Consider the following 21,094-nt stretch of genomic DNA (forward strand, 5'->3'; position numbering starts at 1 on the left):
CCTGGTGCTCCCCCGCGTCTGGGCGCCCTCCGCGGCGCGCGTCGACCTGGTCGTCGGCACGTCGCGCACTCCGCTGTCCGTCGAGGACGGCTGGTGGTCCGACGACCGCGACCTGCCCCACGGCACGGACTACGCCTACTCGGTCGACGGCGGCGACCCGCGCCCGGACCCGCGCAGCGCCTGGCAGCCGGCCGGGGTGCACGGCCCGAGCCGCGTGTTCGACGCGTCCGCCTTCCCGTGGACCGACGACGGGTGGGCCGGCGTCGACCCGCGCGGCCACGTCACCTACGAGCTCCACGTCGGGACGTTCACGCCCGGTGGCACGCTGACCTCCGCGATCGACCACCTGGACGAGCTGGTCTCGCTCGGCGTCGACCTGGTGGAGCTCATGCCGGTGGCACCGTTCAACGGCGAGCACGGGTGGGGCTACGACGGTGTCGGCCTCTTCGCGGTGCACGAGCCCTACGGCGGCCCGGCGGCCCTCCAGTCGTTCGTCGACGCGGCGCATGCCCGCGGTCTCGGCGTCTGCCTGGACGTCGTGCACAACCACATGGGCCCCAGCGGGAACTACCTCGCGGAGTTCGGCCCGTACTTCACCGAGGCCCACCAGACGCCGTGGGGCTCGGCCATCAACCTCGACGGCGAGGACGCTGACGAGGTCCGGCGGTGGATCTGCGACAGCGTCCTGCGCTGGTTCGGCGACTTCCACGCGGACGCGCTGCGGCTGGACGCCGTGCACGCTCTCGTCGACTTCTCGGACCGGCACCTGCTCGCGCAGCTCTCCGACGAGGTGGCGGCGCTCGCCGACCGCCTCGGACGGCCGTTGTCGTTGATCGCCGAGTCCGACCTGAACGACCCGGTCTCGATCACGCCGACCGCCGAGGGCGGCTGGGGCATGACCGCCCAGTGGGACGACGACGTGCACCACGCCCTCCACGCCCTGGTCACCGGCGAGCGCCACGGGTACTACGGCGACTTCGGCTCCCCCGAGGTGCTGCAGAAGGTCCTGACCCGCGTGTTCCTGCACGACGGAGCGTTCTCGACGTTCCGCGGCCTCGACTGGGGACGGCCGGTCCCGCCCGGCACCGACGGCCACCGCTTCGTCGTCGCCGCGTCCACGCACGACCAGGTGGGCAACCGCGCCCTGGGCGACCGCCCGTCGGCCCGCCTCGACCCGGGCCGCCTGGCGGTCGAGGCCGCGCTCGTCCTGCTGTCCCCGTTCAGCCCGATGCTCTTCATGGGCGAGGAGTGGGGCACGCGCACGCCGTGGCAGTTCTTCACCGACCACCCCGAGCCCGACCTGGGCGCCGCAGTCCGTGACGGCCGCCGGCGCGAGTTCGGCGGCCACGGCTGGGACGTCCTGTACGGCGGCGACATCGAGGTGCCGGACCCGCAGGCGCCGCTCCCGTTCCAGGACAGCATCCTGACGCGCGGCGAGCTCGACGACCCGGCGCACCCGGAGCACGCCCGCATCCTCGACTGGTACCGGGGGCTCATCGCCCTCCGGCGGTCCGTCCCCGACCTGGCGAGCGGCGACCTGTCGGCCACCGACCTCGTGTGGGGCGGGGCGACCGAGGGCGGGCCGCACGACGTCCCGTGGGACGGCTGGATGGTGCTGCACCGCGGCGCCGCCCGCGTGGTCATCAACCTGTCCGGCGAGGAGGTCGCCGTCCCGGTGCACACCGACGGTCCGCTGGACGTGGTGGCCGCGTGGGACCCGGCCTCCATGGAGCCGACCCCCGGCGGCGCGCTGGTGCTGGCGGCGCCACGCTCGGTCGTCGTCCTGGCGTGACCGCGTCGCCAGTCAGCCCAGGTCATGCTCCCCGCCCGCGAGAGCTGCGGAGGCATGCACCACCCTGCGCTCGGGCGTCACGGACCGACCGCTGAACGCGGCGGCCCCCAGCAGGCACAAGCCCGCCGTCGCGGTGAGCAGACCGGAGACCGCCTCCCACCACGGCTGCGCGTCGAAAGGTCCGATCGCGTAGGAGAAGGAGGCCACGAGCGGCGTGGCGAGGATCAGCGTGACCGCCGCACCCAGCGGCCAGCCGCGGCTGGCGACCGCGAACCGCACGAGCAGGACCGGCGGGACCAGGGCCCACACGAACAGGGTCACGTCGGCACCGACCGGCTCGACCACGCTGCCGGTGAGGCCGGAACGCACGATCGCGATGCCCACCGCCCCGATTGCCAGCACGGCACAGAGCAGCGCCACGGCGGAGGCGATGCCTGGCCGGCGACCGAGGAGCGCCCACGGCAGCGGCACGGAGGCGAGTGCGAGCACCAGCAGCGACCACCCGGCCAGCTGCGCGGCTGCGCCGACGGGCTCCCACGGGAGGGTGGGCGCCAGGAAGTCGTAGAGATGGTCCTGCCGGAGGGCGCACAGTGTGTCGTCGACGCCGCCGACCCACGGGCAGGCACCGCCCCAACGCTGCCCCGACGCGGCGTACATCAGGGCACCGGACACTCCGAGCAGCACTCCCGTGACGACTCTCAGGACCCGCAGCACCATGCCCCAGTGTGGGACCCGCCGCCGGCGCTCGGGAAGCACTCAGCCGACGAGCGCGGCCCCGTCGGCGGCGAGCGAGCCCAGGCGGGACAGCGCCCGGTAGTACTTCTTGCGGTATCCGCCGGCGAGCATGTCGGGCGAGAACAGGTCCTTCTCCCCCGCCCCGCCCAGCAGCACGGGCACGTCCCGGTCGTACAGCCGGTCCACGAGCACGACCAGCCGCAGCGCGACGTCCTGGGTCGGCACGGCGTGCACGCCCGTGAGCGCCACGAGACCGACGCCGTCCAGCAGCGCGCCGTACCGGCTCGGGTGCACGGTGGCCAGGTGTGCGAGCAGGTCGCCGAAGTCGTCCAGGGTCGCGTCGTCCCGACGGGACGCAGCGGCCCGCACCGCGTCGTCGGACAGGCCTTCGGCGTCGGTGACGACCGAGCGGTGGCGGTAGTCCTCCCCGTCGATGCGCAGCACCTCGAACCGGGCCGCGAGCGCCTGGATCTCCCGCAGGAAGTCCTCGGCGGCGAACCTGCCCTCACCCAGCGAGCCGGGCAGCGTGTTCGACGTGGCGGCGAGAGCGACCCCCCGGTCGGCGAGCTCGCGCAGCAGGCGGGACATCAGCACGGTGTCGCCCGGGTCGTCGAGCTCGAACTCGTCGATGCAGACGAGGCGGCGGGTGGCGAGCGCCTCGACGGTCGGCAGGAAGCCGAGGGCACCGACGAGGTTGGTGTACTCCACGAACGTGCCGTAGGCCGCGTCCTGGACACCCACCGCGTGGGCCAGCGACGTGAGCAGGTGGGTCTTGCCGACGCCGAAGCCGCCGTCGAGGTACACCGCGACCGGCGTGGCCTTGCCGCGCTTCCAGAACGACTTCTGCGCGCCCCGCCGGATCTCCTCGGCGGCGGCCGACAGCCTGGTCACCGCGGCGGCCTGCGACAGGTGCGCCGGATCGGGGCGGTAGGTCGCGAAGGACTCGTCGGCGAAGTGCCGGGGCGGGACGAGCTCGGCGAGGAGGCGGTCCGGCGGCACGACGGGCCGGCGCTGGGTCAGGCTGGGGACGCCCGGACTGGTCACGGTCGAGCAGCCTACGTCGGGCGCCCTAGAGACTCGAATCGCGACCGGATCGGTCTCCTTTTACCGGGTCATGGACGCCCGTCCCACATGTCGGCCCGAACATCTCATGATCCGGACGCCCTCTCCCGCGTTCCCAGATCGCGTGACAACCTCATCAGGTGATCGCCCCCGGGTTCCGCCTCTCGTGTCTGTACGTGTGCGCCTGCACGCGCACCGACGCCGCGGACCTGTGCGTGTGCTGCTGTCCGCGGAGCAACTGACCCCGCCCCTCGTCCCCCTCGGGCGCGCGGTCTGCGTCCGGAGTACCGCTTCCCCAGCGGTGGGTGCAGGCGCACGTCCACGTTCTCCCGGAGAAACCGCCCTATGGCGCAGACCAGGATCGCACCGCCCGCTGCTCGCCCGGAGGGCCAGTGGGCGTTCGACCAGCGCGAACCCTTGAACGGGAACGAACAGTTCAAGCAGGACGACGACGGCCTCAACGTCCGCCACCGCATCGAGACGGTCTACGCGCGGGACGGCTTCGCGTCGATCGCGCCCGAGGACCTGCGCGGACGGATGCGCTGGTGGGGGCTCTACACCCAGCGCAAGCCCGGCATCGACGGCGGGAAGACTGCGACGCTGGAGCCGCACGAGCTGGACGACGAGTTCTTCATGCTCCGCGTCCGCTGCGACGGGGGCGCCCTGAGCCTCGAGCAGCTGCGCGTCATCTCCGAGGTCTCGGTCGAGTTCGGCCGCGGCACCGCGGACATCACCGACCGGCAGAACATCCAGCTGCACTGGATCCGCGTCGAGGACGTCCCGGAGATCTGGCGCCGGCTCGAGGCCACCGGCCTGAGCACGCAGGAGGCGTGCGGCGACACGCCCCGCGTCATCCTCGGCTCCCCCGTCGCGGGCGTGGCGGCCGACGAGATCATCGACGGCACCCCGGCCATCCGCGAGATCGCCGAGCGGTACATCGGCGACCCGGCGTTCTCCAACCTGCCGCGCAAGTTCAAGACCGCCATCAGCGGCAGCCCGCACCACGACGTCGCGCACGAGATCAACGACGTCGCGTTCGTCGGCGTGGTGCACCCCGAGCTCGGTCCGGGCTTCGACGTGTGGGTGGGCGGCGCGCTGTCGACCAACCCCAAGCTCGGCGTGCGGCTCGGCGCGTTCGTCACGCTCGAGCAGATCCCCGAGGTCTGGACCGGCGTCGTGGGGATCTTCCGCGACTACGGCTACCGCCGGCTGCGCACCCGTGCGCGGCTGAAGTTCCTCGTCGCCGACTGGGGCGCCGAGCTGTTCCGCCAGGTGCTGGAGGCCGAGTACCTGGGCTGGACCCTGACGGACGGCCCTGCGCCGCCTCCGCCGCCCACCGGCCGCCGCGACCACGTCGGGGTGCACCCGCAGAAGGACGGCAACTTCTACGTCGGCGTCGCGCCCACCGTCGGGCGCATCTCCGGGGAACTGCTCGGGCAGGTCGCCGACCTGGTCGAGGCCGCCGGCTCCGCGCGCGTCCGGCTGACCGTGGAGCAGAAGCTTGTCATCCTCGACGTCGCGCCCGACAGGGTGGACGCGCTGGTGGACGGGCTGCAGGCGGTCGGGCTGCACGTCCGGACCGCGAGCACGTTCCGGCGCGGGACCATGGCGTGCACCGGGATCGAGTTCTGCAAGCTGGCGATCGTCGAGACCAAAGCGCGCGCGACGCACCTGATCGGCGAGCTGGAGAACCGGCTGCCCACCTTCGACCAGCCGATCACCATCAACCTCAACGGCTGCCCCAACTCGTGCGCCCGCATCCAGACCGCCGACATCGGCCTCAAGGGCGCGCTGGCCAACGGCGAGGACGGCTACCAGGTGCACCTCGGCGGCGGGCTCGGCCTGACCGTCGGGCTCGGCAAGACGCTGCGCGGTCTGCGCGTCCCGGCCGAGGAGCTCCCCGACTACATCGAGCGCGTCACGCGCAAGTTCGACGAGCAGCGCCTCGAGGGCGAGCTGTTCGCGCAGTGGACCCAGCGGGCGGACGAGGAGGACCTGCGATGAGCACCAGCGGTTCCGAGCGCGCGGTCCCCTACTACTGCCCGTTCTGCGCGAGCGAGGACCTGTGGCCGGCCGGCGAGAAGCACGGCGAGTGGGAGTGCCGCTCGTGCACCCGCGCATTCGGGCTGCGGTTCGTCGGGCTGGTGACGCGCTCGTGATCACCGCCGACCTCCAGCAGCTCGCCGAGCAGGCGGGCCGCGACCTCGAGGGCGCGCACCCCTCGGACATCCTGCGCTGGGCCGCGCAGACGTTCGGCACCGACCTGGTGCTGGCGTCCTCCATGGGCGACGAGGTGCTCGTGCACCTGGCCGCCGCGGCCGCGCCTGGCATCGACGTGATCTTCCTGGACACCGGCTACCACTTCGCCGAGACCCTGGGGACGCGCGACTACTACGCCGACTTCACGAACATCGCGCTCCGCACGATCCTGCCGCTGCGCACGGTCGCGGAGCAGGACGCCGAGCACGGTGAGAAGCTGCACGACCGCGACCCCAACCTGTGCTGCGCCCTGCGCAAGGTGGAGCCGCTGGAGCGCGGTCTGGAGCCGTACACGGCGTGGATCACCGGCATGCGCCGCGAGGACGCCCCGACCCGCACCGACATCACGGTCGTCGGCTGGGACGGCAAGCGCGGCAAGGTCAAGCTCAACCCCCTGGCCGCGTGGACGCAGGACGACGTGGACGGCTACGTCGAGGAGCACCACGTGGTGCTCAACCCCCTGCGCCAGGCCGGGTACGCCTCGATCGGTTGCGCCCCCTGCACGCGCGCCGTCGCCCCCGGTGAGGACCCGCGCGCCGGTCGCTGGTCGGGTACCTCCAAGATCGAATGCGGGTTGCACACATGAGCACGGTGACGCTGACGCAGCTGGATGCTCTGGAGTCCGAGGGCATCCACGTCATGCGCGAGGTGGCCGGCGAGTTCGAGCGCCCGGTGCTCCTGTTCAGCGGCGGCAAGGACTCGATCGTCATGCTGCACCTGGCCCGCAAGGCGTTCTGGCCGGCCCCCGTGCCGTTCGCGCTCATGCACGTGGACACCGGGCACAACTTCCCCGAGGTCATCGAGTACCGCGACCGCGTGGTGGCCGAGCACGGGCTGCGGCTCGTCGTGGCCAGCGTGCAGGACGCCATCGACGACGGTCGCGTGACCGAGCGCGCCGACGGGTCGCGCAACGCGCTCCAGACCGTGCCGCTGCTCGACGGAATCACCGCGCACAAGTTCGACGCGGTGTTCGGCGGGGGCCGTCGCGACGAGGAGAAGGCCCGGGCCAAGGAGCGGGTGTTCTCGCTGCGCGACGAGTTCGGCCAGTGGGACCCGCGCCGCCAGCGACCGGAGCTGTGGGACCTGTACAACGGCCGCCACAAGCCGGGCGAGCACGTGCGCGTCTTCCCCCTGTCCAACTGGACCGAGCTGGACGTGTGGCGCTACATCGAGCGCGAGCAGATCGAGCTGCCGGCCATCTACTACTCGCACCAGCGCGAGGTCTTCCAGCGCGACGGCATGTGGCTGGCGCCCGGCGGGTGGGGCGGCCCGCGCACCGGCGAGACGCTCCAGGTCCGCACGGTCCGGTACCGCACGGTCGGAGACATGAGCTGCACCGGCGCGGTGGAGTCGACGGCGTCGACGATCCCCGAGGTCATCACCGAGGTGGGCGCCAGCCGCCTCACCGAGCGGGGAGCCACACGTGCCGACGACCGCGCGTCGGAAGCCGCGATGGAAGACCGCAAGCGCGAGGGCTACTTCTGATGGGCACGGCGTCAGCAACGATCGAGGAGACCGCCACGGTGACCGAGCACGCGACGCGGGACCTCCTGCGCCTGGCCACGGCCGGATCCGTCGACGACGGCAAGAGCACCCTGATCGGCCGGCTGCTGTACGACACCAAGTCGGTGCTGGCGGACCAGCTGAGTGCGGTCGAGGCGGCGACGCTGGCCCGCGGCGGCGGCGACGTCGACCTGGCCCTGCTGACCGACGGCCTGCGTGCCGAGCGCGAGCAGGGCATCACGATCGACGTGGCGTACCGGTACTTCTCCACCGCCACCCGCGCCTTCGTGCTCGCCGACACCCCGGGGCACGTGCAGTACACGCGGAACATGGTCACCGGTGCGTCCACCGCGGAGCTGGCGATCGTGCTGGTCGACGCGCGCAAGGGCGTCCTGGAGCAGACCCGCCGGCACGCGACGATCACGGCCCTCCTGCGGGTGCCGCACGTGGTGCTCGCCGTGAACAAGATGGACCTGGTCGACTTCGACGAGGCCACCTTCCGCGCCATCGCCGACGAGTTCACCGCCTACGCCGCTGGGCTCGGCGTCCCGGACATCACCGCAGTCCCGCTCTCGGCCCTGGCCGGGGACAACGTGGTGGACCGCTCCACGCGGACATCCTGGTACGACGGACCGACGCTGCTCGAGCACCTCGAGTCGGTCGAGGTCGGCCGCGACGCCCTCTCCGAGCCGTTCCGGTTCCCCGTGCAGGTGGTCATCCGGCCGCGCACCGCGGAGCACCCCGACTACCGCGGGTACGCGGGCCGGGTGGCGTCCGGGGTCGTGTCCGTGGGCGACGAGGTCACCGTCCTGCCGTCGGGCAAGCGGAGCACGGTCGTCGGCATCGACACGTTCGACGGCCCGCTCACCGAGGCGCACGCGCCGCAGTCCGTCACGCTCCGGCTGGCCGACGACGTGGACGTGGCCCGCGGGGACGTCCTCGTGCCGACCGCCGAGACGGTCGCGCTGGGGTCCGACCTGGAGGGCACCGTCTGCTGGCTGGCGGAGAAGCGGAGCGTCCTGGGCGCACGCCTCCTGGTCCGCGTCGGCACCCGGACGGTCCGGGCGCTGCTGCGCGAGGTCAACGCCCGGCTCGACGTGGACAGCCTCACGGTCGAGGCCTGGGACGGCGTGGACACCCTGAACGCGGTCGACGCCACCGACACGTCCTCGGACATCCCGCCGCGGGCGCTCACCCTCAACGCCATCGGCCGGGTCAAGCTCCGGCTGGCCGAGCCGATCGTGCTGGACGAGTACGCGACGCACCGGCGGACCGGCGGGTTCCTGCTGGTCGACCCGGCGGACGGCACCACGCTGGCCGCAGGGATGATCGGCGCGACGCTGCTCGACCGCCTGACGTCGACCACGGCGGCGCAGGACGACGACGACTGGTTCGCCGGGTCCGGGATATGAGCACACCCCAGCACCCCCTGCTGCTCGACCTGGCCGAACGACGCGTGGTCGTCGTCGGCGGCGGACCGGTGGCGGCCCGCCGCGCCGGCCGGCTGGTCGAGGACGGCGCGGACGTGCTCGTCGTCGCACCCGCACTCTGCGAGGACCTCGCAGAGCTCGCCTCCGCCGGGCGCGTGACCTGGCGTGCGCGGGAGTACCTGACCACGGACCTGGACGGTGCCTGGCTGGTCCACACCGCGACGGGTGAGCGGACGGTCGACGACGCTGTCGCTGCGGACGCCGAGGCGTCCCGGCTGTGGTGCGTGCGGGCGGACGACGCGAGCGCGTCCAGCGCCTGGACCCCCGCGGTCGCGCGCTCCGGTGACGTCACGGTCGCCGTCGGCGCCGGCGGGGACCCGCGCCGGGCCGTCGCACTCCGCAATGCCATCGCCCTCCTGCTGGACGTCGGTGACCTTCCCCTGCGCCACCACCGCCCGACGACCGGGCACGTCACGCTGGTCGGCGGAGGCCCCGGCGATCCCGGGCTCATCACCACCCGGGGACGCCGCGCGCTGGCCGAGGCCGACGTCGTCGTCGTCGACCGGCTGGCCCCGCGGGCGCTGCTCGCCGAGCTGGATCCGGCGGTGGAGATCATCGAGGCCGGCAAGTCCCCCCACGCGCACACGCTGACGCAGACCGAGATCAACGCCGTCCTGGTCGAGCGCGCCCAGGCCGGCCGCCGTGTCGTGCGGCTCAAGGGCGGCGACTCGTTCGTGCTCGGGCGCGGCGGCGAGGAGGTGCTCGCGTGCCTCTCCGCGGGAGTCCCCGTCGAGGTCGTCCCGGGAGTGACCAGCGCGCTCGCCGTGCCGGCGGCCGCGGGCATCCCGGTCACGCACCGCGGGATGGCCCGCCAGGTCACCATCCTGTCCGCGCACGACACGGCCCCCGACTGGGCCACCCTGGCGCGCCTCGACGGCACGCTCGTCCTGCTCATGGGAGTCGCGCAGCTGCCCTCGCACACGCGCGCGCTCCTGGCGCACGGCAAGGACCCCGGCACCCCCGTCGCGATCATCGAGAACGGCACCTTGCCCGGGCAGCGCACCACGGTCGGGACGCTGGCCGACATCGCGGACCGGGCCCGGGAGCGTGGCGTCGGCAACCCGGCCGTCGTCGTCATCGGGGACGTCGCGGCGCTGGCGGACGTCCTGGCCTAGGTTGGCGAGCGTGGCCGACCTCCCCGCGCTCGACGTGCTCCTGCCGCACGACTCCCCCGTGCGCCACCTCGCCCCGCGGGACGACGAGGCCGAGCTCATGGCCCTGTTCGCGGACGCGCCGGCCGCCGGCGTGCACGTCCGCGCCAACATGGTGAGCACCGTCGACGGCGCCGCGACGGGGGCGAGTCGCGTGAGCGGCTCGATCAACGGTCCGGCCGACCTCCGCGTCTTCCGGGTGCTGCGCGCCCTGGCGGACGTCGTCCTGGTCGGCGCCGGCACCGCACGTGCGGAGCGCTATCCCCCGCTGGACGTGCCCGCCGAGCTGCGGGCCGCCCGTTCTGCGCTCGGTCGACCGGACGCCCTCGAGCTCGCGATCGTCACGGCCAGCGGCGAGCTCCCCGAGTCGCTGCTCGACACGGACCGGCCGCCGCTCGTGCTCACCACGGCCTCGGCCCCCGCGCTGGACGGCCTGCGCGCGCGGATCGGCGCCGATCGCGTGATCGTCGCCGACGGTGCCGTGCCCGGTTCCGTCGACCCGCGCGCCGGCGTCGCCGCCCTGGGCGAGCGGGGTCTGCGGAACGTCCTGTCCGAGGGCGGCCCGACTCTCCTGGCCCAGCTGGTGGACGCGGACCTGGTCGACGAGCTCTGCCTCACGTGGAGCCCGCAGCTGGTCGGCGGGCCCGCCGGGCGGGTGACCCACCTGCCCACCTGGTTCGAGCCGGCGCGCCCGCTCACCCTCCGGCACCTGCTGCACGCGGACGGCGTGCTGCTGGGTCGCTGGCAGGTGGTTAGGCTCGGCGCGTGACCGACACGATCATCGTCCTCACGGAGGACACCCTGGCCAGCGCCGACGTCGAGAAGCTCCTCGCCCTGCACGAGGGCGAGACGTACGCGTACCGCGTGCTCGTCCCGGCGGACACCGACCGGCCCCTCGTCTCCACCATCATCGACAACCTCAGTCTCGGTGAGCTCAAGGAGGCCTGGAACCGTGCGATCGGCAAGGAGCCGACCCACCACGAGGCGCGGGCCACCGCGGACGAGCAGCTGACCGGCAGCATCGCGGCGTTCGCCGCGGCCGGTCGCGCGGCCACCGGCTCCGTCGTCGAGGACGACCCGCTGCCCGCCCTGAAGTCCGCCGTCGCGGACGGGGACGTGGTCGAGGTCGCCGTGGTGACCTACCCGCACGCGGTCGAGGACACGTTCCACCGTGACTGGGCGTCCCGCGCCCGCGAGGAGCTCCAGGTCCCGGTGCTCCACCTGTACGCGGGCACCAGCGAGCTGGGCTGAGCCCTGGCGCACGAGAGGCCGGCACCCGACTGGGGTGCCGGCCTCTCGCACGTGGTCAGAAGCCCGTCGACGTGACCTCCGGGTAGTACCGGCGGAACTTGCGGACCTGGTTGACCAGCGCCATCCACACGTACAGGCGTCGGCGCGGTGACAGGTCCCCGCGGTACTGCAGCGGGCGGGCCACAGCCTTCGCCTGGATCAGCCGGCGCACCCGAGCGGCCAGCTCGGGATCGCGCACGTAGCGCAGCAGCAGGCGGTTCGGGACGACCGAGTAGAGGATCTCCTTGTCCACCACGACCGGCGGCACGGATCGGCCCTCGACGGCGTCCTCGACCACGAACCGCATCGGGTTGGCCCCCGCGGCGGTGACGTAGTAGTTGTTGCGGCCGATCCGCGGGTTGACCTCGAAGAACCGGAACGCACCCGTGCGCGGGTCCACCTTGACGTCGAAGTTGGCGAAGCCGCGGTACCCGGTCGACGCGAGGAACGTCCGCGCCTGCTCGAGCATCGCGTCGTCGCGGGTGGTGATCATCGCCGCCGGGTTGCCGAGCCCGGACGGGGTGTGCTCCTCGAGCAGCACGTGCGCCGAGCACAGCAGGGTGATCTCACCGTGCGTGTCCACGTACGCGGTGATGGACCGCATCTGGGTGTCGTCGCCGGGCACCAGCTCCTGCACGACGAACCGGCCGCGGAAACCGGCCCCGCGCAGCGCGCCCCAGAGCCAGGTCAGCTCCTCGGGCGTCGCGATCTCGAAGACCTTCTTCTTGCCCTCGAACTCGACGTCCTGGTAGTCCGCGCTGCTGGCCGCCTTGGCGATCAGCGGGTACTCCAGGTCGACGGGTGCGGCCCCCCACGGCTCGGAGCCGAACTCCTGCACGATCGTGCGCGGCACGGAGAGGCCGAGGTCCGTGCAGATCTCCGCGAACGTGGCTTTGTCGGAGATCCGGTCGAGCAGGTGCTCGGACAGGAACGGGACCACGTAGTACTGCTCGAGCAGCGCGCGGTGCTGGACGACCACGCGGACCAGCCAGTCCGAGTTGGCCATGAGCAGCAGCCGGCTGTCGGGGTTGGCCTTCGCGACCTCGACCAGCCGGTCCACCAGCTGGCGGGGGTCGTGACCGTCCGCGACGATCTCGTGCCGGACGATGCGCGAGTGCGCCACCGGACCGAGCGCCGCACCGGCCACGACCACCGACGTGACGCCGTAGGCCTCGTGGAACGAGCGGGCCAGGGCGTACACGCCGATGTCGGCGCCGAGGATGACGGGCTGCAGCGGGGTCCCGCTCACGCGGTCTGCTCGGTGCGGTCGCCGGACCACTCGGTGTGGAACGTGCCGTCGCGGTCGGTGCGGCGGTAGGTGTGCGCGCCGAAGAAGTCGCGCTGCGCCTGGATCAGGGCGGCCGGCAGCCGCTCGGCCCGGACGCCGTCGTAGTAGGACAGGGACGACGCGAACGCCGGGGTGGGCACACCGTGCAGCGCCGCGCCGGCCACGATGCGGCGCCATGCGGCCACGCCGTTGCCGACCGCGCCGGTGAAGTACTCGTCGGCCAGCAGCAGGGGCAGGTTGGCGTCGCGCTCGTAGGCCTCGGTGATGCGGTTGAGGAACCGGGCGCGGATGATGCAGCCACCACGCCAGATGCGGGCCATGGCGCCGCGGTCGATGTCCCAGCCGAACTCGGCGCTGGCCGCGGCGATCTGGTCGAAGCCCTGGGAGTACGCGACCACCTTGGAGGCGTACAGGGCCAGGCGCACGTCCTCGATGAACGCGTCGCGGTCGGTGACGTCCCACTCGGAGGTGTGGGCCTGCAGGACGCCGACGGCGGCGGACCGCTGCGGCACCGAGCCGGACAGCGCGCGGGCGAACGTGGCCTCCGCGATGCCGGTGATCGGCACCCCCAGGTCCAGACCGTTCTGCACGGTCCAGCGCCCGGTGCCCTTCTGCTCGGCCTGGTCGAGCACGATGTCGACGAATGCCGATCCCGTCTCGGCGTCCACGTGCTGCAGGACGTCGGCGGTGATCTCGATGAGGAACGACTCGAGGTCGCCCGTGTTCCACTCGGCGAAGATCTGCCCGATCTCCGCGGCGGAGGCACCCAGCCCCTGGCGCAGCAGGTCGTAGGCCTCGGCGATGAGCTGCATGTCGGCGTACTCGATGCCGTTGTGCACCATCTTCACGAAGTGCCCGGCGCCGTCCGGCCCGACGTAGGTGCAGCAGGGCACCCCGTCGACCTTGGCCGAGATCTTCTCCAGGATCGGGCCGAGGGACTCGTAGGACTCCTTGGTGCCGCCGGGCATGATCGACGGGCCGAGCAGCGCGCCCTCCTCGCCACCCGAGACACCGGACCCGACGAAGTGCAGACCCTTCTCGCGCAGCGCGCCCTCACGCCGGATGGTGTCGGGGAAGTGCGCGTTCCCGGCGTCGACGACGATGTCGCCCTCCTCCAGGAACGGCACCAGCTCGTCGATGACCGCGTCCGTGGGGCCGCCCGCCTTGACCATGACGACGATCTTGCGCGGCCGGGCCAGCGACGCGACGAAGTCCTCCACCGACTCCGACGCCACGAACGTGCCCTCGTCGCCGTGGTCCGCCACGAGCGACTCGGTCTTGGCGTAGGAGCGGTTGTGGATCGCCACCGTGTACCCGTTGCGCGCGAAGTTCCGGGCCAGGTTGCGGCCCATCACCGCCAGTCCCGTGACGCCGATCTGCGCGGTTCCGGTGGCGGTTCCTGAGGCAACCATGCGGGAGAGCTCCTTCGATCGGCGGCCGGCGCGTGCCACGTCCACGACGGCGGCGGAGCAGGTGCGGGGCACGAGCGGCGGCAGGTCGGGTGCGGCGGCATCCGGGGTTTCTGGGTGCGCGGGCCAGCCTAGTCCGGTGCGGCGGAGACGGGCGCGGCGTGCCGGACGCCGAGACGGACCCCCCGTGCGTACGCTCCACTGCGTGACACCCGCCGGTCCAGAGGACGTCCCCGTCGAGTTCGTCAGCGCGCTGCGTTCGTTGCGCCGGGTGACCGTCCGCCCCGAGGTGATCCTCGACGAGGTGCCGGGGCCGGCACGCATCGCACCGTTCTCCGCGGCGCTCACCGCCGAGGTGCGCACCGCCCGCCGGTCGGTCGCCGCGTCCGAGCTGGCGTCCGGACGCTTCGTCGTCCTGTACGACCCGGCGGGCCAGGAGGCCTGGGACGGCCACTTCCGGCTGGTCACGCTGGTGCGGGCGACGCTCGAGGCCGAGGTCGGCGCCGACCCGATGCTGGCCGAGGTGGCCTGGACCTGGTTCACGGACGCGCTCGAGGAGTCCGGTCTCGACGCGCACGCCGCCGGCGGCACGGTCACCCGGGTGCTGTCGCAGAGCTTCGGTGCGCTGGAGCGCCGCTCCGAGCAGACCGAGCTGGAGATCCGCGCCTCGTGGACGGCCGCCGACGAGGATCTCGGTCCGCACCTGCAGGCCTGGGGGACCCTCCTGTGCACCGCAGCCGGTCTCGAACCCCTGCCCGAGGGCGTCGTCGCCTTCGGGCCGAGACGCTGAACACCAGCCCGGGGGGGCACGCGCGACGCAACCGCCTCAAGTCACCAGGTCATGGTGCCGATGACTCGCCTGTGACCATCGAGCCGCTGCGACGAGACCTGGCCCCGGCCCGACGGCCGGAGCTGCGGACCTCCGTGCCCGGGTCGCGCACGGTGCCGCCGAGCTCCACCCAGCAGATGTGCGTCGTCGTCACCGAGGTGGCCGACGGCGACGGTGCCACCCTGGTGCGCAACCTCCGGCGCCGTGGTGCTCCGCGGGTCGTCGTGCTCACCCGCCGGGCCAGCCGCCCCGAGCTCGGCATCCTGCTCCAGGGCGGGCTGCGCGGGGTCGTCGCCGGTGCCACAGCCCCGAGCCTGCCGCGTGCCGCAGCCGTGTCCGCACCGCCTCCGCCGCTGCCCGACCTGACGGCCCGCGAGGTCAGCGTGCTCAAGCTCGTCGCCGACGGCCGCACCAACCGCCTCATCGGCGAGGACCTCGGCCTGTCGGCGCTCACCGTGAAGAGCCACCTGGCGCGCATCTCCCGCAAGCTGGGGACCGGCGACCGGGCCGAGCTGGTGGCCATCTCCATCCGCGGCGGCGTCCTGTCCTGACTGGCCCGCGTACGGATGCCGCACCGGCTGTCGTACGCGCCGCCCGCGCGGCCTGCACAGATGCGTCCGCCTCGTCGCTTACCGTTGACCTCATGCGACCTGAGGCGACACCCGGCGCTCCTGCTGGGGCACCCGAGCCTCCGGCGAACCCTGACGACGCCCCCTCGGTCGAGCCCGCTCCCGAGATCGTCATGCTCACCGAGCCCGCCGAGGGCATCCCGCCGGTGGTGGAGACGCCCGAGGCCCTGGCCGCCGTCGTCGCCGCGTTCGAGGCCGGCACCGGACCCGTGGCCGTGGACGCGGAACGGGCGTCCGGCTACCGCTACGGCCAGCGCACCTACCTGGTCCAGCTGCGGCGCGAGGGCGCCGGCACCGCCCTCATCGACCCCATCGCGGTGCCCGACCTCTCCTCGCTCTCGGACGCGCTGGTGGGTGTCGAGTGGGTGCTGCACGCCGCCTCGCAGGACCTTCCGGGCCTCGCCGAGCAGGGCCTGCGGCCGAGCCGGGTCTTCGACACCGAGCTCGGCGCGCGCCTCCTCGGGCTCGACCGGGTCGGGCTGGCCGCGGTCGTCGCCGACGCCCTGGGGCTCGGACTGGCCAAGGAGCACTCGGCGGTCGACTGGTCCACCCGACCGCTGCCCGCCGAGTGGCTGCGCTACGCCGCGCTGGACGTGGAGCTGCTGGTCGAGCTCCGCGAGGTGCTGGCCGAGCGACTGGCGGTCGCGGGCAAGGCCGAGTGGGCGGCGCAGGAGTTCGAGGCCGTCCGCACCGCACCCCTGCCGCCGCCCCGCATCGAGCCGTGGCGCCGGGTCTCCGGCCTGCACGCCATCCGCGACGCCCGCCGCCTCGCCGTCGTCCGCGAGCTGTGGCTGACGCGCGACCAGAACGCCCGCACGCGGGACATCTCCCCCGGCCGCGTCCTGCCCGACCACGCGATCGTCGCCGCCGCCCAGGCGCTCCCCACGTCCGTCGCCGCACTCACGGCACTGCCGGCGTTCGCCGGCAAGGGCACGCGCCGCCGGGCTGCCCTGTGGCAGCAGGCCATCGACCGCGGCCTCGCGACGCCGGAGGCCGAGCTCCCGTCGGTCCGCGGCCCGAAGAGCGACGCCCCGCCCCCGCCCCGGGCGTGGGCCGAGAAGGACCCGCAGGCGGCCGCCCGCCTCGTCGCTGCCCGCGAGGTGGTCGCGGAGCTCTCGACCGCCCACGAGGTGCCGGCCGAGAACCTCCTCCAGCCCGACCTGCTGCGCCGGCTGTGCTGGACGCCCCCCGCGGCCCTGGACGCGGACGGGATCACCGCGTTCCTCCAGGCGGGCGGCGCGCGACCCTGGCAGATCGGCCTCGTCGCGGAGCGGCTCGCTGAGGCTTTCGCGGCCCTCCCGCAGGACTAACGTCCCTGTTACTCTTCAGTAACTTATGGCTGGCCACGCCCGGTGACCCCGGGTAGCGTCGGCCGTCTCGGGCACGTTCTCGCGTGCTCGTCGGACACCGCCGTCCCGCCCTGGAGGCTCGATGCCCACCACATCTCCGCGACCCGCAGCCCTCGTCCGCCGCGTCGTCTTCGTCGACGGGGTCCGCACCCCGTTCGGCCGCGCGCGCAAGGACGGGCTGTACGCCCACACCCGCGCCGACGACCTGGCCGTCAAGACGGTCCGCGAGCTGCTGCGCCGCCACCCGCAGCTCGCGCCCGAGCGCATCGACGAGGTCGCGATCGCCGCGACCACCCAGCAGGGCGACCAGGGGCTGACCCTCGGCCGCACGGTCGGCGTGCTGGCCGGGCTCCCCCGGACCGTCCCCGGCTACGCGATCGACCGCATGTGCGCCGGCGGGATGACCGCGGTGACCAGCACGGCCGCCGCGATCGGGTTCGGCGCGCAGGACGTGGCCCTCGCCGGCGGCGTCGAGCACATGGGGCACCACCCGATGGGCTTCGAGGCCGACCCGAACCCCCGGTTCCTGTCCGAGCGCCTGGTGGCCAACGACGCCCTCAACATGGGCGTGACGGCGGAGAACCTGCATGACACGTTCCCCGCCCTGACCCGCGCGCGGGCCGACGCGTACGGCGTCGCCAGCCAGGACAAGTACGCCGCCGCCCTGGCCGCCGGGAAGATCGATCCCGACCTCGTCCCGGTCGCGCTGCGCGACCCGGAGAACGGCTGGGGCCTGGCCACGGCCGACGAGCCCCCGCGGCCCGGCACCACGGTCGAGGCGATCCAGAAGCTGCCGACGCCGTTCCGCGCGGGAGGCCGCGTCACCGCCGGCACGGCCGCGCCGCTCACCGACGGCGCCGCGTCGTGCCTGCTGGCCGCCGAGGAGACCGCCGCCGAGCTGGGCCTGCCCACGCGCATGCGCATGGTGGCGTTCGCGTACGCCGGCGTCGAGCCCGAGATCATGGGCATCGGCCCCGTGCCCGCCACGGTCAAGGCGCTCGACCGCGCCGGCCTGAGCATCGAGGACATCGGCCTGTTCGAGGTCAACGAGGCGTTCGCGGTCCAGGTGCTCTCGTTCCTCGACGCGTTCGGCATCGCCGACGACGACCCGCGCGTCAACCAGTACGGCGGCGCGATCGCCGTCGGCCACCCGCTGGCCTCGTCGGGCGTGCGCCTGATGACGCAGCTGGCCCGCCAGTTCGAGGAGAACCCCGACGTGCGCTTCGGCCTGACCACCATGTGCGTGGGACTCGGCCAGGGCGGCACCGTCATCTGGGAGAACCCGCACCACGCCGACTACGAGCCCTTCGAGGGGAAGACCAAGTGAGCTCGATGAGCACCGACACTCCTCGCGCGGAGCGAGTCAGCCACGCGATCGCCCGTGACGTCCCGCTGCCCGGCGGCGCCGGCACGCTCGCGCTCGTCACCATCGACAACGGCCTCGACCACACCAAGCCGACGACGCTCGGCCCGCTGGGCATCGCGGAGCTGACCGCCACCCTCACAGCCGTGCGGGCCCGCGTCGCGGCGGGCGAGATCGTGGCCGTCGCCGTCACCGGCAAGCCGTACTACCTGGCGGCGGGGGCGGACCTCACCCAGATCGGCACGGTCCCCGGGCGCGACGGAGCACTCCTGCTCGGCCAGGGCGGTCACGCCGCCTACGAGCTGCTGCACTCCATGGGCGCGCCGACCTTCGCGTTCGTCAACGGCGTCGCCCTCGGCGGCGGCCTCGAGCTCGCGCTGAACTGCGACTACCGCACGGTTGCCTCCGACGTCCGGGCGCTCGCGCTCCCGGAGACCGGCCTGGGCCTGGTGCCCGGCTGGGGTGGCGCGTACATCGTGCCGCGGCTCGTCGGCATCGAGAAGGCCCTCGACGTCATCCTCACGCGGCCCGCGGCCAACAAGCCGTTCGCGGCGGTCGAGGCCACCCAGCTCGGCCTGATGGACGTCGTCCTCGACCCGGCCGACTTCCTCGAGGAGTCGATCCGCTGGGCCGCGCGCGTGGTGTCCGGCGAGGTCGTCGTCGAGCGCCGCGAGCTCGACTCCGCCGAGGTGTGGGACGGCGTCGTCGCGGCGGCCCGCCAGCGCCTCGACGCGGTCATCAACCGCTCGCGTCCCGCGCCCTACCGCGCGCTCGACCTGGTCGCAGCCGCCCGCACCGCCTCCCGTGAGGAGGCCTTCGCGGCCGAGGACGAGGCGCTCGCCGACCTGATCATGAGCGACGAGATGCGCGCGTCGGTGTACGCGTTCGGGCTCGTGTCCGGCGGCAAGAAGCCGGTCGGCGCCCCCGACCGCTCGCTCGCCCAACCGGTCACCCGCGTCGGCATCGTCGGTGCCGGCCTCATGGCCGCGCAGATCGCGATGCTCTTCGCGCAGCGCCTCGGCGTGCCGGTAGTCATGCGGGACCTGGACCAGGAGCGCGTCGACAAGGGCCTTGCCGCCGTGAAGTCCTCCGTGGACCGGCTCACCTCGACCGGCCGGATGAGCGAGTCGGCCGCCAGCCGTCTGCTCGGGTCGATCCAGGGCACGACGGACCTCGCCGAGTTCGCGTCCTGCGACCTCGTGATCGAGGCCGTGACCGAGATCCTCGACCTGAAGAGGAAGGTCTTCGCCGAGCTGGAGACCGTCATCTCCCCGACGACGATCCTGGCGACGAACACCTCCGCGCTGTCCGTCTCCGCCATGGCGGCCGACCTCCAGCACCCCGAGCGCGTCGTCGGGCTGCACTTCTTCAACCCCGTGGCCGCGATGCCATTGGTGGAGGTCGTGCAGGCCGAGCGCACGTCGCAGGAGGCGCTGGCCACCGGGTTCGCGGTGGCGGCCAAGCTGCGCAAGACGGCCGTGCTGGTGGCGGACCGCCCCGGGTTCGTCGTCAACCGGCTGCTCGTCCTGCTGCTCGGCGTGATCGTCGACACCGTCGAGAAGGGCACCCCGGTGGAGGTCGCGGACCGCGCGCTGCGGCCCCTCGGCCTGCCGATGCCCCCGTTCGAGCTGTTCGACCTCGTCGGACCGGCCGTGGGACTGCACGTGCTGACGTCACTGCGCGAGGAGCTGGGCGACCGGTTCCCGCGCTCCCCCGGCCTCGAGAAGCTGGTCGCCGACGGCACCACGGTCGTGCTCCCCGCGAAGGCCAGGGGCCTGCCCAAGCCGGTCGACCCCGCCATCCAGGCGGTCTTCGACGCCACGGGCTCCGGGGGTGCCCCGCTGGACGAGGCGGGCGTGCTCGACAGCGTGCTCACGGCGCTCACGGTCGAGGTCGGGCACATGCTCGAGGAGGGCGTCGTCGCCACCCCGCAGCAGATCGACCTCTGCATGATCCTCGGCGCGGGCTGGGGCTTCCACCTCGGCGGGCTCACGCCCTACCTCGACCGAACGGGCTACTCGGAGCGCGTCCTGGGACGCCGGATCCTGCCCGACGGCGTGGCCAACGTGCCGGCCTAGAAGACCGACAGCCCCCGGTCCCGGAACGTCGCGCGCACGCGCTCGATGAGCTCCGGGGTCGGGGGTTGCGTCTCGTCCAGCTGGTAGCGCATCCCCAGCTCGTCCCACTTGTCGCGGCCCATCTGGTGGAAGGGCAGCACCTCGACCCGCTCGACGACGGACCCGAGCTTGACGACGTGGTCGGCGACGGCCTCGACGTTCTCCGGGGCATCGGTCAGGCCGGGGACCAGCACGAACCGCACCCAGGTGCGCTTGCCGGCGTCCCGCAGCCGCGCCCCGAAGTCGAGCGTGGGCTGCAACGCACGGCCGGTCGCCCTGCGGTACGTGTCCGGCAGGCCGGACTTGATGTCGAGGAGCACCAGGTCGATGTCCGCCAGCATCGCGTCGGTGCACTGGCTGCCCAGGAACCCGGACGTGTCCACCGTGATGTGCACGTCCATCGCCTTGGCGCCCCGGAGCAGGCGAGCGAGGTACGCCGGCTGCATGAGGGGCTCACCGCCCGAGATCGTCAGCCCGCCACCCGTGGCCTTGAAGACCGGGCGGTAGCGGGCCACCCGCGCGAGGATCTCGTCGGCCGGCACGTCCGTCCCGCGACGCATCTGCATGGTGTCGGGGTTGTGGCAGTACAGGCACTGGAGCGGGCAGCCGGCCAGGAACACGGTGAGGCGCGTGCCCGGGCCGTCCACGGCCGTGACCAGCTCCCAAGAGTGGACCGAACCGACAGACCCGGACCGGACCGCGGCCATCTTGGCGGCGTGGTCCAGCTCGACCGAGGTGAGCCCGGCCGTGCCGGACCGCGACCTGGGCAGACCCAGGTGCACGGCCGGCCACGGCGCCGCTTCGTGCACCTGGGTGGTCATGACCTGG

19 protein-coding genes are annotated in these 21,094 nt (G+C 73.3%); 14 read left to right on the forward strand and 5 right to left on the reverse strand.

The window, feature by feature from the left end:
* The first annotated feature begins 4 nt into the window (after positions 1-4).
* On the forward strand, positions 5-1,792 hold the full coding sequence (gene treZ / locus HP550_RS11470; RefSeq protein ID WP_175347824.1) for a malto-oligosyltrehalose trehalohydrolase: 1,788 nt from the start codon (positions 5-7) through the stop codon (positions 1,790-1,792).
* A 12-nt stretch (positions 1,793-1,804) separates the two neighbouring features.
* Here the strand turns inward: treZ and HP550_RS11475 are convergent, their stop codons facing one another.
* Positions 1,805-2,509, reverse strand: a complete 705-nt coding sequence (locus HP550_RS11475; protein ID WP_175347825.1) for a hypothetical protein — start codon at positions 2,507-2,509, stop codon at positions 1,805-1,807.
* A 39-nt stretch (positions 2,510-2,548) separates the two neighbouring features.
* Complete coding sequence (gene zapE, locus HP550_RS11480) at positions 2,549-3,571, reverse strand: cell division protein ZapE (RefSeq protein WP_343048136.1); 1,023 nt, start codon at positions 3,569-3,571, stop codon at positions 2,549-2,551.
* A gap of 363 nt (positions 3,572-3,934) precedes the next feature.
* Between zapE and HP550_RS11485 the strand changes: the two genes are divergently transcribed.
* Genes HP550_RS11485 through HP550_RS11520 form a run of 8 tightly spaced genes read left to right on the forward strand, consistent with a single transcriptional unit; the run spans position 3,935 to position 11,243 of the window.
* Positions 3,935-5,593, forward strand: a complete 1,659-nt coding sequence (locus HP550_RS11485; protein WP_175347826.1) for a nitrite/sulfite reductase — start codon at positions 3,935-3,937, stop codon at positions 5,591-5,593.
* A complete protein-coding gene (locus tag HP550_RS22345) occupies positions 5,590-5,748 on the forward strand; it encodes a hypothetical protein (protein ID WP_175347827.1) in 159 nt (52 codons plus the stop codon). Before HP550_RS11485 ends, HP550_RS22345 begins: the two co-directional genes overlap by 4 nt.
* The gene (locus HP550_RS11495; protein WP_175347828.1) at positions 5,745-6,434 is read left to right on the forward strand and encodes a phosphoadenylyl-sulfate reductase; all 690 of its coding nucleotides are present in this window, start codon (positions 5,745-5,747) and stop codon (positions 6,432-6,434) included. The genes HP550_RS22345 and HP550_RS11495 overlap by 4 nt, the downstream gene beginning before the upstream one ends.
* Entirely contained in the window at positions 6,431-7,333 is a 903-nt protein-coding gene (gene cysD / locus HP550_RS11500; protein ID WP_246280800.1) for a sulfate adenylyltransferase subunit CysD, read from the forward strand. The genes HP550_RS11495 and cysD overlap by 4 nt, the downstream gene beginning before the upstream one ends.
* Entirely contained in the window at positions 7,333-8,763 is a 1,431-nt protein-coding gene (locus HP550_RS11505) for a sulfate adenylyltransferase subunit 1 (RefSeq protein ID WP_175347830.1), read from the forward strand. Before cysD ends, HP550_RS11505 begins: the two co-directional genes overlap by 1 nt.
* Entirely contained in the window at positions 8,760-9,956 is a 1,197-nt protein-coding gene (gene cobA / locus HP550_RS11510; protein ID WP_175347831.1) for a uroporphyrinogen-III C-methyltransferase, read from the forward strand. The genes HP550_RS11505 and cobA overlap by 4 nt, the downstream gene beginning before the upstream one ends.
* A gap of 10 nt (positions 9,957-9,966) precedes the next feature.
* Complete coding sequence (locus tag HP550_RS11515) at positions 9,967-10,761, forward strand: dihydrofolate reductase family protein (RefSeq protein WP_343048137.1); 795 nt, start codon at positions 9,967-9,969, stop codon at positions 10,759-10,761.
* Positions 10,758-11,243, forward strand: coding sequence for a hypothetical protein (locus tag HP550_RS11520; RefSeq protein WP_175347832.1), 486 nt, complete (start codon positions 10,758-10,760; stop codon positions 11,241-11,243). Before HP550_RS11515 ends, HP550_RS11520 begins: the two co-directional genes overlap by 4 nt.
* Before the next feature lie 55 nt (positions 11,244-11,298).
* Here the strand turns inward: HP550_RS11520 and HP550_RS11525 are convergent, their stop codons facing one another.
* Both HP550_RS11525 and gndA read right to left on the reverse strand, forming a co-directional pair.
* Positions 11,299-12,531 (reverse strand): carboxylate--amine ligase, encoded by a 1,233-nt coding sequence (locus HP550_RS11525; protein ID WP_343048138.1) that lies wholly within the window; start codon positions 12,529-12,531, stop codon positions 11,299-11,301.
* Positions 12,528-13,982, reverse strand: a complete 1,455-nt coding sequence (gene gndA / locus HP550_RS11530; protein WP_175347834.1) for an NADP-dependent phosphogluconate dehydrogenase — start codon at positions 13,980-13,982, stop codon at positions 12,528-12,530. Before gndA ends, HP550_RS11525 begins: the two co-directional genes overlap by 4 nt.
* A 202-nt stretch (positions 13,983-14,184) precedes the next feature.
* Here gndA and HP550_RS11535 point away from each other — a divergent pair, with 202 nt between their 5' ends.
* The 5 genes from HP550_RS11535 to HP550_RS11555 all read left to right on the forward strand — a co-directional run bounded on the left by HP550_RS11535 (position 14,185) and on the right by HP550_RS11555 (position 20,227).
* The gene (locus HP550_RS11535) at positions 14,185-14,769 is read left to right on the forward strand and encodes a DUF3000 family protein (RefSeq protein ID WP_175347835.1); all 585 of its coding nucleotides are present in this window, start codon (positions 14,185-14,187) and stop codon (positions 14,767-14,769) included.
* 71 nt (positions 14,770-14,840) lie between these two features.
* Positions 14,841-15,359 carry a response regulator transcription factor gene (locus HP550_RS22735; protein ID WP_343048139.1) on the forward strand — a complete coding sequence of 173 codons (519 nt, stop codon included), beginning with the start codon at positions 14,841-14,843 and terminating at the stop codon, positions 15,357-15,359.
* Positions 15,360-15,451: 92 nt separating this feature from the next.
* On the forward strand, positions 15,452-16,747 hold the full coding sequence (locus HP550_RS11545; RefSeq protein ID WP_175347836.1) for an HRDC domain-containing protein: 1,296 nt from the start codon (positions 15,452-15,454) through the stop codon (positions 16,745-16,747).
* 121 nt (positions 16,748-16,868) lie between these two features.
* Entirely contained in the window at positions 16,869-18,113 is a 1,245-nt protein-coding gene (locus HP550_RS11550) for a thiolase family protein (RefSeq protein WP_175347837.1), read from the forward strand.
* A gap of 5 nt (positions 18,114-18,118) precedes the next feature.
* A complete protein-coding gene (locus HP550_RS11555) occupies positions 18,119-20,227 on the forward strand; it encodes a 3-hydroxyacyl-CoA dehydrogenase NAD-binding domain-containing protein (RefSeq protein ID WP_175347838.1) in 2,109 nt (702 codons plus the stop codon).
* On the opposite strand, the gene pflA is transcribed toward HP550_RS11555, so the two are convergent.
* Positions 20,224-21,087 carry a pyruvate formate-lyase-activating protein gene (gene pflA / locus HP550_RS11560; protein ID WP_175347839.1) on the reverse strand — a complete coding sequence of 288 codons (864 nt, stop codon included), beginning with the start codon at positions 21,085-21,087 and terminating at the stop codon, positions 20,224-20,226. The two genes, HP550_RS11555 and pflA, sit on opposite strands and share 4 nt — an antisense overlap.
* Between the last annotated feature and the right edge of the window lie 7 nt (positions 21,088-21,094).

The organism is Cellulomonas humilata (assembly GCF_013359775.1).
Lineage (GTDB): Bacteria > Actinomycetota > Actinomycetes > Actinomycetales > Cellulomonadaceae > Cellulomonas > Cellulomonas humilata.